Source organism: Legionella israelensis, from assembly GCF_004571175.1.
GTDB classification, from domain to species: Bacteria; Pseudomonadota; Gammaproteobacteria; order Legionellales; family Legionellaceae; genus Legionella_D; species Legionella_D israelensis.
The window spans coordinates 349,301-365,873 of sequence record NZ_CP038273.1 but is presented as its reverse complement, the minus strand read 5'-3'; the positions used below and the strand labels follow the sequence as shown (position 1 = coordinate 365,873).

Below are 16,573 nucleotides of genomic sequence, written 5' to 3'. Positions count from 1 at the left end.
TCTATTATTAGACGAAAAGGTTTATTATAAACCTAAAAGTATAAAAAATAGAAGAAAAAATTAGAAATAAAGATGATTGTTGGAGTAGATAGGTAAATAGACCCTTACAATTAAACCTGTACCTTTTTCCGGCGAATCAAGTTCAACCCTACCGCCGTGTAACTCACAAATTTGTTGGACAATGGCTAATCCTAAACCACTTCCAGAACTTCGTGTACCTAATACGCGGAAAAAACGTTCAAATACCCTTGTTCGTAATTCTTCAGGGATTCCTGGGCCAGTGTCACTTACTTCGATGATCATATCTTTTTCTTTTTGTAATAAACGGACCATAACTTGTCCGTTTTCTTTGGAATAGCGTATTGCATTATCTACCAGATTTCTTATGAGAATACTTAATGCGGTTTGATTAGCAGGAATTTCGGGTATTTGCTCATCAGCTTCAAAAGCAAGTTCAATATGTTTTTCTACGGCACTGGGAGCTAACATGGCAATGACTTCCCGAATAAGTTTTGCAAGGTTAACTTTTTCCAGATCATTCATATTAACGGCTTCGGGCACTAATTTGTTCATGGTCAATAGTTGTTGAACAATATGAGTGCTACGGTTGACACTGGCGATAAGCTTATGCAGAGCCTGGTTTTTTTCATTTATATCATTGGTATTTAGCGCGACTTGAGCCTGTGCTTTTAATGCAGCTAAGGGAGTACGCAATTCATGGGCAGCGTCCGCAGCAAAACGTTTTTCCCTTTCAAAGCCTTGTTTGAGACGAAAAAATAATTTATTAAGTTCGTCGATAACTGGTTTAATTTCTTCAGGAACCTCCTCCAGATCCACAGGCTCAAGGTGGCTTGGCGCTCTGTTGGCAACTTCTTCTGCCACTTTGTCCAGGCTATCAAGACCTCGACCGATAATGATCCATATTAATAATCCTGATAAGGGAAATGTGAGCAACATGATATACAAATCATCTTGAGCAATGCGATGACCTAATTCATTGCGGGTACCATAACGTTCAGCCAGCACTGTTCGAGTACCGGCTTTTTCGTTATATGTCGTAAAAACACGCCATTTTTGACCAGAAATATATTTATCGCTGAAACCGTCATTTTCATCAAATAACGGTACTTTAGGTGCTGTAGCAGAATGTAATAACAGCTGGCCACCGTCTGTCCATACCTGAAAATTAAATTTATCAAGGAAATTGGAGCTGTGTCGGTCCTGAATATATTTTTTTTGATAATAAGTATCAATTTTTTCCGGCACTTTTTCTAAGGCACTCTGGATTCGATTCAAAGGTCTTTCATGCAAATCATCTCCAAGCAGTGCCTGATAAGAAAGGGCTGATATAGCCATTAATGTATCTAGATGCTCCTGAATATCTTTTTGATCAAGATAGTAGTTCCCTATGGCGGTTAAAGTGGTAGTAACGGTTATGGCTAATAATAAATTGATGAGTAGAAATTTTCTTATAGAGGACTTCACGTTAATGGCGCACCTTCACTTTTTTCGATCATATAGCCTACACCGCGAATGGTACGAATAAAATTGGCATTTAATTTTTTACGTAAATTATGGATATGAACTTCAAGGGCATTACTGTCCACATCCTCGTCCCAGCCGTAAATACTTTGCATTAATTGTTCTCTTGAGAGAACCTGACCACTGTTTTCAAGCAGTTTTTGTAAAAGAGCAAATTCCCGACGGGGTACATTAACCAATTCATTATCCACCATAACGGAATGAGCTGCTGGATCTAGTGTAATATTTCTGTAATGAATCAACGCATCGGCACGTCCTTGAGAACGACGGACCAATGCACGGATTCTTGCACTTAATTCATTTAAATCAAAAGGTTTTATCAGATAATCATCAGCGCCACTGTCTAATCCTTTGACTCGATCTTCAACTGATTCTCGAGCAGTGAGAATAATAACAGGTGTTGAATTACCTTCTTGTCGAATGTGTTGCAACAAATTAAGCCCTGATAGTTTCGGCAAACCTAAATCCAGTATTATTAATTCAAAAGTTTCTGTTTTCAGTGCTGCTCGAGCTGCTTCTCCGTCTTTTAACCAGTCAACGACATAACCAAACTGGGTTAATCCGGTTTTAACCGCATCACCTAGAAGTTCATCATCTTCTACCAATAACAATCGCATTAGTTTCTCTCCTGGCTCGCCTGACGTTTTTCGAGACTTTTATCATCTATATGTTTTGTGAGATAAATAGCCTGAATAAAAACAAAAATTAATGTAAATCCAATGCCACCAAATAATTTAAAATTAACCCATACATTGGTGTCATAGAAATAAGCCACATAAAGATTGGCAATGCCCATCAGCAGAAAAAATAACGCCCATGCCAGATTAATACGTTTCCATATTTTATTGGGCATACTGATGTTATTTTCCATCATTCTCTGAATAACGGGTTTTTTTCCAATAAAGGTAGTAAGGAAGAAAATAAGGGCTGTTAACCAGTAGATCCCTGTGGGTTTCCATTTAATGAACCAGGGATTTTGTAAAAATAAGGTCGCCCCCCCCAATACAAGAATAATAAGAAAGCTGATTAATTGAAATTTATCATAACACTGATATTTTAAGCGATAAATGACAACCTGCAGCAATGAAGCACTCATTGCTATTGCCGTGGCATAATAAATACCAAACCATTTAAAGCCAAGAAAAAAAAGAACAATGGGAAAAAAATCAAAGAGAAATTTCATAATATTAATTGTTTAAGAATATTAAATATATTATAACACATCAATTTTATAACAAAGACAAGTACCTATGTCGATTGTTAGTGATTTACTCATGAGTGATTTGTATGAACAAATTTAGTCCAACTATAACATAAATCATCTTTTAATCACGAAATTTTTGTTGCCCATTTTACCCTAGCCTAATTTGATTTTTTGACGAGGTCGAAGGTATTTTTCACGGATCCCTGGATTTAAATGCAATAGAGTTTTAACAGAAGTGTTATATCTTTTTGCAATGACACTGAGTGTGTCACCGGATTTTATGGTGTAATGCCCTGATGACTTTATATGTTTCCATATGATGAGCTGTGTTCCTTTGGCAAGATTATTGGTGGAAGGTAAATGGTTCCAGAATCGGATTTGTGCGGCAGTCACACCGTATTTTTTCTCCAAGCTGGAGAAACTGTCCTTCAATTGAACAATATGTATGACTCGACGAAAACTCTCATTTGCAGAAGGGTCCACTTGTTGGATTTTTTCTGAATTTTTTGTAAGAAGTGCTGCTGAATAAGTGTTGCCGGGAATTAAAAGGAATTGATTTAATTTTAACCGATTGCTTTTTAATGAATTAATTTTTTTTATTAAATTGACCGTTGTGTGATAATGTTCAGCAATATCACTTAATGTTTCTCCTTTTTTGACTTGATGCCTTTGCCAGCTGACACGTTTTTCTTTCGGTATATTTTCCAGATTGCTGGTGAAATTATCTACTTTATCTTTGGGAATCAGAAGGTGATGGGGCTGATAGGGCGCTGTTGCCCACCGGTTATGGCCTGCGTTCAGTTTGATGAGCTCTTCATAGTTTAGCTCGGCCATTTTTGCTGCGCGGGTAAGATCAATCTGGCTGCCCACGTCCACTTTTATGAAATAGGGCTCATAAGGTATTTTAGGAAGTGTAATATTATAACGCTGGGGATTTTTAATGACCTCAGCAATAGCCAGAAGACGTGGGATATAAGCTTTTGTTTCCCTGGGAACATTGAGAGTCCAGAATTTTGCACCGGAACTTCGACGGGTTGCTTTTAGAGCTTTGGCTACCGTACCTTCACCTGAGTCATAAGCCGCAAGGGCAAGTAACCAGTTCCCCTTAAAAAACTTATGGAGATATTGCAGATAATTAAGTGCTGCATCGGTGGATAAATCAATACTTCTTCTTCCGTCAAACCACCAATCCTGCTTTAGTCCTAAATCACTTCCAGTGCCCGGCATTAGTTGCCAAAGCCCTGCTGCTCCGGCAGTGGAATAGGCAAAAGGATCATAGGCGCTTTCAATCATGGGCAATAATGCCAGTTCTCCAGGTAGTCTTCGTTTTTTAATCTCAGTTAAAATATGATAGATGTAAGGTTCTGACTGCTTTGCCAGTTTCTGAATATATTCAGGATGAGCACTCAGCCAGCGAATTTGCTTCTGAACAGCTGGCTGATAGGGTTCATGGTTGAGAGCAAATTGGTTTCGTAAAACCTGCCAAACATCTAAATAAGAGCTGTGGGCTTGTGAAATAAGAGATATATAAATAAAAATTAACAAAAAAGATTTTACGATCAATAAGTTAACTTTCAATGTGCGGGCCTTGCAATGTATAAGGGCAAACGATAGTACTAAAAAAAAAATCATTTTTAAACCCTTGTGGATTTAAAATAAACCAACTTGTATTAAATTAATTTTATTAGTTTGTTTTTAGAACTTGTCTTTTTGATGACGCAAAAAACTGAAAACAGCCAGAGCATCGTTAGGATCAACCTTATTTATTTCGGCATACTTTTGAATTTCCGATTGATTTACTCTGAAAAAGGGATTGATTTTTTTTTCAAGAGCGATAGTTGAAGGCAAGGTGCAGGAAACATTTTCATGTCGTATCTTTTTTAAGTAATCTTCGGCTGTTTTATTGCTTGGTTCTATGGTTAAAGCAAACATCAAATTTGTTGTTGTATATTCATGAGCGCAATAAACCGCCGTGGTATCCGGTAAATTTTTATAAAGCAATAATGATTGGTACAATTCATCTATGGTGCCGTCAAATACTCGTCCGCATCCTGCTGAGAACAGTGTGTCACCACAGAATAACCACTGTTTTTCGACTTCATAATAACTAATATGTGTGGAGGTGTGGCCTGGCGTATCCATTATTTGAAAGGCATTGGATCCTATTTCAATAGGCTGTTCTCCGTTTACAGGGACATTAACTGAGTTTACTCTTACATCATTTGGACCGTATATTTTGATAGATGGATAAAACTGTATTAAATCATCAACACCCCCAACATGATCATAGTGATGATGAGTCAATAGAATAGCTCTGAGAGAAAAGCCAGTCTTTTGCGCATAATCAATGACAGGCTTGGCTTCTCCAGGATCAACACAATCAAACAAACCTGAAGCTTCATCCAGCAAAATCCAGATGTAATTATCTTTGAAAGCCTGGAGAGGAAAAACGGTCATTTAAATTCCTTTTCTATCGCTTTTTTTAGCATATATAACGTGAATTCGATGTAACTGTTTAAGGATTATCCTGCAAAGAGAAAATATATTGAAAACCCAGACCTTTTGTGATCTTATTTGTTTTTTCTAAGAACAGTAATAGGATACAAGAGGCCTGGAATGGATAAGTTAGTCGAATTATTCTGTATTGTCGATGATTTTTGTCAAAAGTTTTTACCAATCTTTGAGCAGCAACTTATAAATATTTCAGGCAAAGTCAGGAAGAAACCCTGTAGCCTGTCTATGTCCGAAATAATGACGATAGTGATACACTACCACCAATCCAATTATCGAAACTTCAAAAGCTATTATTCTTATGTTTTGCAGAAAGATTTACGTCCCTATTTCCCAAAACTGGTCAGCTATAGCAGAATGACTGAGCTGATGCCATCTTGTATAGTGCCATTAACGGCATTTTGCCACAATCAATCAAAGACTCTAACTGGCATTTATTTCGTAGACTCAACCCCTATTGAGGTCTGCCACGTTAAAAGAGCGCAACAGAATAAAACATTTAAGGGGTTAGCGGAGAAGTCCAAATCAACTATGGGATGGTATTTTGGTTTTAAACTTCATTTGGTGGCCAATGATAAAGGTGAGCTAATGGCTTTTAAAATAACCTCAAGCCGAACAGATGACCGAACGGTTGTGCCCGATTTAAGTAAAAATCTGTTGGGTAAAATGATTGGAGATAAGGGATATATTTCCCAAAATCTGACCGAGAAACTTGCTGAAAGAGGCTTGCAACTACTGACCAAAGTCAGAAAAAATATGAAGCAAAAAGTGCTCGATGCCTTTGACAAAGTCCTGTTGAGAAAAAGAGCCATTGTTGAATCTGTTATTGACCAATTAAAAAATATTTCAAATATCGAACACTCAAGGCATCGTTCTGTCTTTAATTTTATGGTCAATATCTTGGCTGGTTTGGCAGCTTATGCACTTAAGCCAAAGAAACCTTCCTTGAATATTGAAAAAACATTCGTGGCTGTCGTTTGACCAGTTATATCGAATTCACGTATATATACTATATTTTTGGGTACCTGATTTTAACGTTCGACCTCATCCCAATCAAATTCGTCATCAAGTTCATCCAAGTCATCAAATTCATCTTTTAAATCTTCTTTTAATTTTTTTCGTTCTAATCTATCTTCAATCATTTTTCGAAGACGTCTTTTTTGGTTTAATTCTTCGGCATCGCTTTCATCTTTTTCGTAACTGTATTCTGAAAATGATTGGCTATCATCGTAGTCGTGCTGTAAGCCCATAATCATCTCCTTTTTTTATCTGTATCAATAGTATAGTGCAATAATCAATGAGGGGACGGGATTAAGACAATAAATACCAATAAGCAAAGACTCAGAGGTTAATGATATCAATCCAAAGGTAGATCCTGCCCCCGAATTTGAGAATCAATCCATTATTTTACGGTGCGAAGATAGGCGCTATAAGTATTTTCCAATAAGCTGACGATGGTCATGGGGCCTACCCCACCAGGAACGGGGGTAATCCAGGCTACCTTTTCAGCGGCTTTTTCGTAATGAATATCTCCGCGAATGGTACCATTAGGCAATCGATGAATACCCACATCTACAATCACTTGTTTTTCTGATAACCATTGCACATCAACAACATCCTGCTTGCCCGCAGCGATAATCAGTAAATCAGCGGATTCAACATGCTTTCTTAGTCCTGTGGTGAATTTATGGCAAATGGTTACCGTAGCTCCGGCCAATAATAATTCAAGACACATAGGACGCCCCACAATATTAGATGCTCCAATGATGACGGCGTGTTTCCGTTTAATAGATATGTTGTAATGTTTCAGTAAATGCATAATTCCAAGAGGTGTGCATGGCCTTAACAATGGAATGCGTTGAGCCAGCCTGCCTATATTGTATGGATGAAAGCCATCAACGTCTTTTTCCGGAAATATTCGCTCAAGAATTGTGGTTGTTTTAATATGTTTAGGTAAGGGTAACTGAACAAGAATTCCGTTTATCAGCGGTGATTCATTTAAATGATCAATCAGTTCAAGTAATTCCTTTTCGCTGGTTGTTTCAGGTAAATTATAGTCTTTGGATTGAATTCCCACATCTTCACAGGCTTTGCGCTTATTGCTGACATATATTGTTGAGGCTGGATCATTACCTAATAATATGACAGCCAATTGAGGAGAAGGATTCCTCTTGCTTGTTTTTTGCAAAATCGATTCTCTTAATTTCTGGCGACGTTGTGTCGCAAGTGCTTTTCCATCCAGAACAGATGCTGACATATTATGTTTATTTTAATGACGGGAGGATAATTATGGAGCAGGTTGGGCTTTGATGCAATTTAAATGTTAAAAAATATAAGTGATTGATTATATTTTATTCTTTATAGTTGGTTTATTGCTTAAGAGCTGTTGTATTTATTGAACATGCTATAAATTAATGATAATTTTTTATAGTCTGTTGGCATATTTTCTACTATTTTGGCTCAGGATGATTAAATGTCAACATGTGTCATGTCTATCACAAATTGCAGGAGCGCTGATTGAAAATAACTATTTTACCAGTCGCATTATTTACATTAGTCCATCCTGTTGGTTTGTCTGCCCTCGGTTTGGGAGATATGATCGTTCATTCATACCTTAATCAACCTTTCGAAGGTGAAATCTCCCTACAGGATCTTAGCGATACAAATTTATCTGATATTAAAGCAACTTCAGCATCTCAGGATGATTACGAGCGAGTCGGAATTGAGCAAACTTATACGGTTGCACTGTTGAATTTTAAAGTGAGTAAGAATAATAAAGGAAAACCTGTTATTAAAATCAGTTCCTCTGAAAGAATCACCGACCCCTATTTCCAACTTTTAATTGATGTGGCATGGTCAGAAGGGCAACTTTATCGCGAGTATACCGTATTACTTGATCCTCCAGGATATCAGATAGGTCATACGTCTTTTCAGGCCGGGAAGACCGTTTCTTATAAAAAATCCGATGCAAGATTTAATGAGCAAACAGGAGTTGTTGATAAGCGTGTTATTAGTCAGGTTGTCCACAGCTATTCGCCTGATGAAAAACGGGAAAAATCCACTTACGGTCCAGTTAAAGGAAAGGATGAAAATATTTGGCAAATTGCTCAGCGTTTTGATGCCTCGCAGGTTAATTTGCAACAGGTGGTGCTGGCTATTGTGGGAATGAACCCCGAAGCTTTTACAGATGGCAATTTGAATGGACTTAAATCTGGTACCCTCTTGACCATTCCCTCAACCGCCACAATGAGCAAAGTACCAGCCTCATTGGCGAGACAGGAAGTCCAGGCACATGATGAAGCCTGGAAAAATAAATCAGATATCAAACATGTTTTGCTACCGCCATATACCACAGGCGAAGTGGCTCCTACAAGGACGGTGGAAAATACTACATCTCAATCGGTTGATTCCAATAATATTCCCTCCTCGCATATTCAGGATGTCCCCAAATTTTCTGAGTCGAATTCTAAATCCGAGGGATTATTTTCTACAGTGATGTCTGCGACTTCGATGTTTGTACCTGAAGAACATACGACAACAGAAACTGCATCTGGCAAGGAAGATACTTTAAGAAAATCTGAGATTGCAGTTGCCGCTACAGCGGTGGAATCAGTAAGAGAAGCCAACACTGTTCTTAAAGAGCAGTTGCAGGAACTGCAGAGCCAGAACAAACAGTTGCAAAAACAGATAAATCAACGCGAAAAAGAAATCGCTGCGCTTCGTCAGCGAATAAATATTCTGATGAAACAACGTGAAGCGGTATCTTCTCAAGCCAGCAGTAACAAAACGGAATCAAGCGATACTTGGTTTTTATGGCCTCTATGGCTCCTGTTTGTCGTTATAGCTGGAGGAGCGGTACTTATTTTATGGTATTTCAGATACCGGGAACCCAGGAATCAGCCTGATAGGGGGGGTAATTTATCCGATGACAGGATTAAAAAAGAGCTTTCTGTAGATGTAGAAATAAAAGAAATGCCTATAGATGAAAAGACAGGCAAGGCAGCTATTAAAACTTCCGATTCTGTTATTTTAACAGATGTTAAAAGTTCAGAAAAAGAAAAACAATCTTTGGAAGAAGCGCAAACCTCTGTTGAAAAGCAAATAATTTCACCTGAACCTGAACCTGAACCTGAACCTGAACCTGAACCTGAACCTGAACCTGAACCTGAACCTGAACCTGAACCTGAACCTGAACCCGAACCCGAACCCGAACCCGAACCCGAACCCGAACCTGAACCTGAACCTGAACCTGAACCTGAACCTGAACCTGAACCTGAGCCCGAACCTGAGCCCGAACCTGAGCCTGAACCTGAGCCCGAACCTGAGCCCGAACCTGAGCCTGAACCTGAGCCTGAACCTGAGCCTGAGTCAGAAAAAGCTGCTTCTCCTGAAAATAATCTGCAAAGCATCGATTTCAGTGAGGAAGAAAACAACCCTCAGAAAAGACCGGTCACGGAAAATACAGATGAAAATTATCGAAGACCTTTAAGCGTATTAATTAATGAAGAAAAAAAAGAAGACATGCTCCCTGCCAAAGAGCAGGACCAAAAAGCTGATTTGCCAGAATATACTGAGGCAGAGATGAAAACAGATACCAATCAAAAGGAGGAAATGGATAAAAAGAAAAAAAATGAAGAAAGTGATTTTGTCTTGGAGTTTGAACCGGGTTTACATAAACTTTTAAAAGAAAAACAAACTGATAAAGCACCTGAGACTGATGAAAAAGATGAGTCTGCTTTGGATTTTGATTTAAGTTCATCAGAGAAAGAAAGTATTACCCGGAATGAAGAATCCCAAAGAACAACTGAAACTCCGGGTGATTCATCCTCAGTCAAGCTGGCAGACGATGATGAAGATCATCAGTCCTCAGAAATAGAAGTTTTGTCTGATCCTTTAAAAAGCAAAGAAGCGCTGGATACTCTGCTCGCTTTGGCAAACACTTATATCAGTATGGGCGATATCGAGTCCGCCAGACAATCATTGGAAGAAGTTGTTGAACATGGTAGTGATAAACAGCAGACTGAGGCTAAACGATTATTAAAGGATTTAGGTCAATAATGCATGTTACGCAGCGCCGCGTAACATGAGTCAATAAAGTGTATATTCCACATCGAATCGCCGGTGAAAGTCGGTATTTTATGTCTAAAAATAATTGCCTCCAAAACCACCCTATGTTCTCATTGGCAGGAAGTGGATAGAATATTAATTACCTCCGCTTTAAATCTTAGATAAACCTTTTTTAATTTGTGAAATCACGGTTATAATGCTCAATCATGCTAAATCGGGTCGTCAATGTGTTAAAATTAGTTAAAACGTTATTCATATCCGCCTTGTTTTTCTTACAGTCCTTTCAAATGAATCATCAGGAACAGGAAGATCAGGCGGCTAAAGAGCGTAATCGCAGTAATGCAGCAGCTTATAATACACAATTGGGCTTAAGTTATTTAAAACAAGGGGATCGCCCCCGCGCAAAGCGTAAGTTATTTGCAGCTTTAAAGCAGGAACCGAATTCTGCAGCCGTTAACACAGCCATTGCATATTATTTTGAGGAAACCGGGGAAATCGACGAAGCTAAATCTTACTATTTAAAGGCTTTGTCGTTAGCTCCTGGAAGTGGAGCACAGCTCAATAACTATGGTACTTTTTTATGCCGACAGGGAAAATATGTCGAATCTATAAATTATTTTTTAAAAGCCGTTAAAGATCAGCAATATGTTCATACGGCAGGCGCTTATGAAAACGCAGGGTTATGTGCTGCAGAAATTCCTGATTATGATAAGTCCATTCTTTATTTTACTAAAGCACTTGAACAGGATCCTGAGCGTAAGCAATCTTTTTATGAACTCGTAAAAATCGAAAAAAAACTGGGAAATGAAAAAAAGGTACTTGATTTAATTGAGAAATATTCCCGATTTTCCGCTGATCCGGCAGTTCTGGTTTTAGCAGAGAAAATAGCGCATAAGTTGGGGGATGCAAGATTGCAGGAAAAATATGCAAAAAAACTGGAATTAATACAACAAAGGCAGCGTTATAGACAATATTCAGATAATAGTGGAGTAAAGAATGAATACAACAGCCACAACGGATGAATCTAACGAAATATTTCAGCAATATCCAGGCGCTCATTTAGCGGAAGCCCGTCAGCAAAAAGGATATAGTCAGGAATATGTTGCAGGAAAATTACATCTTCGTGTTCGTATCATTGAGTTACTGGAGTTGGATGATTATGAGCAAATGCCGGAGCCGGTTTTTGTGAAAGGCTATTTACGTGCCTATGCAAAATTATTAGAGATTGATCCTGAGCCAATCCTTGAGATCTATAATAGCCATCACGTAACTGAAAAAAAACTGGACAAAGCTTTATGGCAAAGCAAGCGAGAAACCAATAAAGCAGAACATGCAATACGCTGGTTTACGCTCTTTTTTGCTGTTGGTGTGGTGGTGGCCATTGGGTTGTGGTGGCAAAAAAATAGAGATTCTCAGGTTTATCCTACACATTTATCAAAAGCGGATATAGATGAAAGCATGAACAAATCGGATACTCGGGTGACTGACCTGACGAAAATGCAGTCCATATTGTCTTCTGACAGACAATTAGCACCTGTGGAGAAGAAGAGTGGTTGATAAAATTCAAGCGATTCGTGGCATGAATGATGTTTTGCCCGACAAAACATTTATATGGAGATATGTAGAAGAAACCTTTGTTAATTGCTTAAAACAATACGGTTATAAAGAAATTCGTTTTCCAGTGGTGGAAAGCACGCAACTTTTCAAGCGCACCATTGGTGAAGTAACCGATATCGTTGAAAAGGAAATGTATACTTTTACGGATTTAAACGGTGACAGCTTAACTCTGCGACCTGAAGGAACAGCAGGATGTGTGCGTGCCTGCCTTGAACATGGTTTATTGTATAATCAGCAGCAAAAACTATGGTATATAGGACCGATGTTCCGCCACGAAAAGCCACAAAAGGGACGCTACCGTCAATTTATGCAGTTCGGTGTAGAAGCCTTTGGGATGTCAGGTATTACTATAGAGTTGGAGCTTATAGCCATTAGTCTTCGACTTTGGAAGTTACTTGGCATTGATCAATCGCTTAGTCTGCAAATCAACACCTTGGGTGAACTATCAGAACGCCAGGCTTATAAGGAAATTCTGGTTCGTTATTTTAGAGAGAATATCAATTCCCTGGATGAAGATAGCAAACGAAGGCTTGATAAAAATCCTTTGCGAATATTGGATAGTAAAAATCCAGATATGCAGGGATTGATCAGAAATGCACCTAAACTTATAGATGCATTGGGGAAAGATAGCCGTGCGCATTTTGAAAAATTATGTCACGGTTTGGAATCACTTGGCATCAGCTATATTGTGAATCCGGTTCTGGTTCGCGGTTTGGATTATTATGGACATACAGTTTTTGAGTGGGTTACCGATAAGCTCGGTAGTCAGGCCACCATTTGTGCCGGAGGGCGTTATGATGCTCTTGTTGAGCACCTGGGAGGTCCGCCAACTCCGGCAGTAGGCTTTGCTTTAGGCGAAGAACGTTTACTATTGCTCATGGAAACTCTCACCATACAACCTAAGGACACTACAGGACTCTCTATTTATATCATTAGTGAAGGAGATGAGGGTCTTCGACAAGCACTAACTATTGCAGAATCCATACGCGATAAGAATCCCCACTATGAAGTCATAACAAATACGACAGGGGGAAGTTTTAAAAGCCAATTTAAAAAAGCCGATAAAAGTGGTGCCCGGCTAGCTTTTATCCTGGGTCCTGATGAGGTTAATCAAAAGAAGGTGAGCATTAAAGATTTACGAATGGATTCAGAGCAGATCATGGTTAATCAAGCGGATATTAATCAATATTTAAAAAATAATTATGACTCAGTTGGCTCAGAGTAGGTTATGGACAGCCGGATTATAGTGACAGAACCTAGGCTGTACAACGCTCAATCAAGCGGCGAACTTCAGAAAGCCATAAAAGATAGCACGATTTATGACCTTCAGGAAAAACTCAGGAGAGAATAATGTCAGTTTATATGACTGAAGAAGAACAAATAGAAGCAATAAAAAAATGGTGGAAACGTTATAGTACTCTTATTACTGTAATGATTTCAGTGATTCTTTTAGCGATAGCTGGTTATCGTTATTGGAGTTGGCATCAGCAGAAAGTTCTATTGCAGGCATCAAACACCTATGAACAAATGATGCTGGCCTTTTCTCATCAAAATGATAAAGCTGTAAAATCTTTTGCAAACCAGTTAATTAAAAATTATAAAAACACCGTCTATGCGGATGTGGCTCATTTAACCCTGGCTAAGCTATTGATCAAAAACAATAAATTGAATTTAGCGAAAGATGAATTATACAAGGTGGTTGAAAACAGCAAGATTAATGCTTTGAAGCAGCTTGCCAGGTTGCGGCAAGCTCGAATTCTTTTACAACAAAAGTCTTATGATAAGGCGCTTGCCGAATTAAAAATCATTGACGATTCTGCTTATTTGGCCATTATCAATGAGTTAAAAGGAGACCTGTTTGCTGCTACCGGTAAATATCAGAAAGCCATTGAATCGTACCGCCTTGCAATGGATGAAAGCAAAGATAGTGGAACAAGCAATCTGTTTCTGGAAATGAAAACCAATGAAGTGGCTTCTATGACTCAAAGCTTTAATGAAAAAAATGAGCGGATGCAAGTGGGTTGATTACTGCTTTTTAGCTAGACAAAATTGAAGTTAAAACTAGATGTGGGTAAAAAAATGAAAAAAATTTTAATACTGTTGGTGCTATGTCATTTTATTCAAGCATGTACCAAGGTGGAAGATTATGTGCTTGGGAAGGACAATACCCCTAAACCCTCTCCTCTGGCCGAAATTACACCTAAAATTGATTTGGTCCGGAAATGGTCCGCTCCAGTAGGCCAATCACACAAGAACAGCGCTTATTTGAAATTAAAACCGGTGATCAAGGGTCAAACCATCTACACTACTGATATCAATGGTCAAGTGCAGGCGATGAATAAATCCAGCGCACAAATTCAGTGGAGTACAAAGTTAAAGAATAAAATTATAAGCGGCCCAACCGTAGCTGAAAAGGTGGTTGCGGTCACCACAGATGCTTCTACTCTGGTTTTACTTGATTCTTCGAATGGCAAGGAATTATGGGAAAAAAAAGTTTCTGGTGAAATTTTAGCTAAACCGTTAATCAACAGGGATAAGATTATTGTTAAAACCATTGATGGTAATTTATATGCATTTAATCTTTTAAATGGTCAAATAATTTGGGAGGTTAATCATGGTGCTCCCAATTTGATTTTAAAAGCGGGCTCATCTCCTGTGCTTATGGAAGATAAAGTCTTAGTCGGTTATTCAGATGGAAAAATAGATGTCGTTGATCTTCAAACTGGCCGTCTGTTGTGGCAAAGAAATATTGTCTATCCAAGCGGGGCTAGTGATGTTGAGCGCCTTGTGGATATTGATGCTGATCCGATTGTAAGAGGTGATACCGTTTATCTGGCTACCTATCAAGGTTATGTTGGCGGGCTGTCTTTAAAAGATGGTCAATTTATCTGGAGTAAACCTTCTTCCGTATATAAAAATATTATTTTAAATAAAAATACATTGTACCTGACTGATAGCGATGACGTGATTTGGGCTATCAATGCAGACAATGGCTTGGTAAAGTGGAAGCAAACAGACTTAAAAGCAAGAGGGTTAACCGAGCCTGCTGTAATGGGTCACCGATTGATTGTAGGTGACAAAACCGGTTTGTTACATGTTTTGTCCACAAGTACGGGGGAATTTTTGGCAAGAACCCAACTTTCTGGCCCGATTACGATATCTCCTGTGATAGACGATAAAAAGCTATATGTACAAACAGCCAATGGATTGCTGAATCAATTATTGGTGAGTTAATCATGATCCCAGTAATTGCTCTTGTAGGACGTCCTAACGTCGGCAAATCCACATTATTTAATCGCTTAACTAAAACACAGGATGCCCTTGTGGCCGATTTCCCGGGGTTAACCCGGGATCGACAATATGGACAGGCGGTTTTTGAAGGCAAATCCTTTATTGTGGTTGATACCGGCGGTGTAGGTGTTGATGATCTCGCTGTCGATGCATTGATGTCAAAACAATCGTCAATAGCGGTGCAGGAAGCAGATATCATTTTTTTTATGGTTGATGCTCGCGCAGGGTGTACCGGCGTTGATCAAGACATTGCTCGATTGCTTAGAAAATCAAATAAAACGGTTTTTCTAGTTGTGAACAAATCGGATGGGTTAGATGAAGAAGTGGCTTGCGCAGATTTTCAATCCTTAGGTTTTGCACATGTTTTTCCTGTTTCTGCAGCCCATGGGCGTGGTTTCCACAACCTACTATCCACAGTGATGAGCAATTTTAATGACATTGAGCCATTTTCGGAAATAGATAATGTCATTAAAGTAGCCTTTGTCGGACGTCCTAATGTCGGTAAATCGACTTTAATTAACCGCATACTGGGCGAGGATCGTGTCGTGGTTTATGATATGCCGGGAACTACACGCGATAGTATTATGATTCCTTTTAGCAGGGATGAAAAAAACTATGTATTGATTGATACGGCCGGCGTGCGTCGTCGAGCTCGCATTGAAGAGAAAGTTGAAAAATTTTCAGTTATAAAGACCATACAATCGGTAAAGGAATCACATGTTTGTTTAATGCTTCTGGATGCAAAAGAAGGTTTAACGGATCAGGATCTGCATTTATTAGGCATTATCATTGAATCCGGGAAAGCCTTGGTTATTACAGTTAACAAATGGGATGGGCTGGATGAGGAGCACAAACAAAATATAAAAGATGAGCTGGATAGAAAATTGCATTTTGCTCGTTTTGCGAAACTCCGATTTATTTCTGCGCTGCATGGGAGTGGTGTTGGGCTTTTGTTCAAAGACATTGAGCAGGCCTATGCTTCGGCAACACAATCGTTTTCTACGCCTATGTTAACTCGTTTGCTGCAGGATCTTGTTAGTCAACATGCTCCGCCCATGGTAAAAGGGCGCCGTATAAAATTACGGTATGCTCACTCTGGCGGGCAAAATCCGCCTATTATTGTGATTCACGGTAATCAACTTGAATCTTTGCCAGATAGCTATATACGTTATTTGAAAAATGCATTTATTCAGCATTTACAGTTAACAGGAACTCCTTTAAGGCTTGAATTTAAAGGCGGGATTAATCCTTATAAAAATAAAAAAAATAAATTAACTCCTCGCCAGATACACAAAAAGAAACGTTTAATTCGTAAGATAAAAAAATAAACTTAAAATATCA

At 38.7% G+C, this 16,573-nt stretch carries 15 protein-coding genes; 8 read left to right on the top strand and 7 right to left on the bottom strand.

The annotated features are described in order from the left end of the window. Positions 1-60: 60 nt before the first annotated feature. The 5 genes from E4T55_RS01570 to gloB all read right to left on the bottom strand — a co-directional run bounded on the left by E4T55_RS01570 (position 61) and on the right by gloB (position 5,203). Positions 61-1,485 carry an ATP-binding protein gene (locus tag E4T55_RS01570; protein WP_058502370.1) on the bottom strand — a complete coding sequence of 475 codons (1,425 nt, stop codon included), beginning with the start codon at positions 1,483-1,485 and terminating at the stop codon, positions 61-63. Beyond that, the gene (locus E4T55_RS01565) at positions 1,482-2,159 is read right to left on the bottom strand and encodes a response regulator (protein ID WP_058502369.1); all 678 of its coding nucleotides are present in this window, start codon (positions 2,157-2,159) and stop codon (positions 1,482-1,484) included. Before E4T55_RS01565 ends, E4T55_RS01570 begins: the two co-directional genes overlap by 4 nt. Continuing rightward, complete coding sequence (locus tag E4T55_RS01560; protein WP_058502368.1) at positions 2,159-2,725, bottom strand: septation protein A; 567 nt, start codon at positions 2,723-2,725, stop codon at positions 2,159-2,161. The genes E4T55_RS01565 and E4T55_RS01560 overlap by 1 nt, the downstream gene beginning before the upstream one ends. 174 nt (positions 2,726-2,899) lie before the next feature. After that, a complete protein-coding gene (locus E4T55_RS01555; protein ID WP_172460986.1) occupies positions 2,900-4,324 on the bottom strand; it encodes a lytic transglycosylase in 1,425 nt (474 codons plus the stop codon). 117 nt (positions 4,325-4,441) lie between these two features. After that, complete coding sequence (gene gloB / locus E4T55_RS01550) at positions 4,442-5,203, bottom strand: hydroxyacylglutathione hydrolase (protein WP_058502366.1); 762 nt, start codon at positions 5,201-5,203, stop codon at positions 4,442-4,444. 159 nt (positions 5,204-5,362) lie between these two features. On the opposite strand from gloB, the gene E4T55_RS01545 reads away from it, so the two are divergent. Next, positions 5,363-6,238: an IS982 family transposase gene (locus E4T55_RS01545; protein WP_115325218.1), complete on the top strand. Its 876-nt coding sequence runs from the start codon at positions 5,363-5,365 to the stop codon at positions 6,236-6,238. A gap of 50 nt (positions 6,239-6,288) precedes the next feature. On the opposite strand, the gene E4T55_RS01540 is transcribed toward E4T55_RS01545, so the two are convergent. Together E4T55_RS01540 and folD are read right to left on the bottom strand one after the other, a co-directional pair. Beyond that, positions 6,289-6,507: a PA3496 family putative envelope integrity protein gene (locus E4T55_RS01540; protein ID WP_058502258.1), complete on the bottom strand. Its 219-nt coding sequence runs from the start codon at positions 6,505-6,507 to the stop codon at positions 6,289-6,291. A gap of 152 nt (positions 6,508-6,659) precedes the next feature. Further along, a complete protein-coding gene (gene folD / locus E4T55_RS01535; protein ID WP_058502259.1) occupies positions 6,660-7,514 on the bottom strand; it encodes a bifunctional methylenetetrahydrofolate dehydrogenase/methenyltetrahydrofolate cyclohydrolase FolD in 855 nt (284 codons plus the stop codon). 260 nt (positions 7,515-7,774) lie between these two features. Here folD and E4T55_RS01530 point away from each other — a divergent pair, with 260 nt between their 5' ends. The 7 genes from E4T55_RS01530 to der all read left to right on the top strand — a co-directional run bounded on the left by E4T55_RS01530 (position 7,775) and on the right by der (position 16,560). Continuing rightward, complete coding sequence (locus tag E4T55_RS01530; RefSeq protein WP_115325250.1) at positions 7,775-10,315, top strand: motility hub landmark protein FimV; 2,541 nt, start codon at positions 7,775-7,777, stop codon at positions 10,313-10,315. A gap of 215 nt (positions 10,316-10,530) precedes the next feature. After that, positions 10,531-11,346 (top strand): type IV pilus biogenesis/stability protein PilW, encoded by an 816-nt coding sequence (gene pilW / locus E4T55_RS01525; RefSeq protein WP_058502260.1) that lies wholly within the window; start codon positions 10,531-10,533, stop codon positions 11,344-11,346. Continuing rightward, positions 11,321-11,881: a helix-turn-helix domain-containing protein gene (locus E4T55_RS01520; RefSeq protein WP_058502261.1), complete on the top strand. Its 561-nt coding sequence runs from the start codon at positions 11,321-11,323 to the stop codon at positions 11,879-11,881. The genes pilW and E4T55_RS01520 overlap by 26 nt, the downstream gene beginning before the upstream one ends. Positions 11,882-11,903: 22 nt before the next feature. Beyond that, positions 11,904-13,166, top strand: coding sequence for a histidine--tRNA ligase (hisS, locus tag E4T55_RS01515; protein WP_218564006.1), 1,263 nt, complete (start codon positions 11,904-11,906; stop codon positions 13,164-13,166). A 125-nt stretch (positions 13,167-13,291) separates the two neighbouring features. Continuing rightward, positions 13,292-13,966, top strand: a complete 675-nt coding sequence (locus E4T55_RS01510; protein WP_058502263.1) for a YfgM family protein — start codon at positions 13,292-13,294, stop codon at positions 13,964-13,966. A gap of 54 nt (positions 13,967-14,020) precedes the next feature. Further along, entirely contained in the window at positions 14,021-15,175 is a 1,155-nt protein-coding gene (gene bamB / locus E4T55_RS01505; RefSeq protein WP_058502264.1) for an outer membrane protein assembly factor BamB, read from the top strand. Between the two features lie 2 nt (positions 15,176-15,177). Further along, positions 15,178-16,560, top strand: coding sequence for a ribosome biogenesis GTPase Der (der, locus tag E4T55_RS01500; protein ID WP_058502265.1), 1,383 nt, complete (start codon positions 15,178-15,180; stop codon positions 16,558-16,560). Positions 16,561-16,573: the final 13 nt, after the last annotated feature.

Coding starts and splice junctions, on each gene's coding strand:
- gloB (WP_058502366.1), bottom strand. CDS start 5,203: ATGACCGTTTTTCCTCTCCAGGCTTTCAAAGATAATTACATCTGGATT.
- E4T55_RS01520 (WP_058502261.1), top strand. CDS start 11,321: ATGAATACAACAGCCACAACGGATGAATCTAACGAAATATTTCAGCAA.
- E4T55_RS01540 (WP_058502258.1), bottom strand. CDS start 6,507: ATGGGCTTACAGCACGACTACGATGATAGCCAATCATTTTCAGAATAC.
- pilW (WP_058502260.1), top strand. CDS start 10,531: ATGCTAAATCGGGTCGTCAATGTGTTAAAATTAGTTAAAACGTTATTC.
- E4T55_RS01560 (WP_058502368.1), bottom strand. CDS start 2,725: ATGAAATTTCTCTTTGATTTTTTTCCCATTGTTCTTTTTTTTCTTGGC.
- E4T55_RS01510 (WP_058502263.1), top strand. CDS start 13,292: ATGTCAGTTTATATGACTGAAGAAGAACAAATAGAAGCAATAAAAAAA.
- E4T55_RS01565 (WP_058502369.1), bottom strand. CDS start 2,159: ATGCGATTGTTATTGGTAGAAGATGATGAACTTCTAGGTGATGCGGTT.
- hisS (WP_218564006.1), top strand. CDS start 11,904: ATGAATGATGTTTTGCCCGACAAAACATTTATATGGAGATATGTAGAA.
- folD (WP_058502259.1), bottom strand. CDS start 7,514: ATGTCAGCATCTGTTCTGGATGGAAAAGCACTTGCGACACAACGTCGC.
- der (WP_058502265.1), top strand. CDS start 15,178: ATGATCCCAGTAATTGCTCTTGTAGGACGTCCTAACGTCGGCAAATCC.
- bamB (WP_058502264.1), top strand. CDS start 14,021: ATGAAAAAAATTTTAATACTGTTGGTGCTATGTCATTTTATTCAAGCA.
- E4T55_RS01545 (WP_115325218.1), top strand. CDS start 5,363: ATGGATAAGTTAGTCGAATTATTCTGTATTGTCGATGATTTTTGTCAA.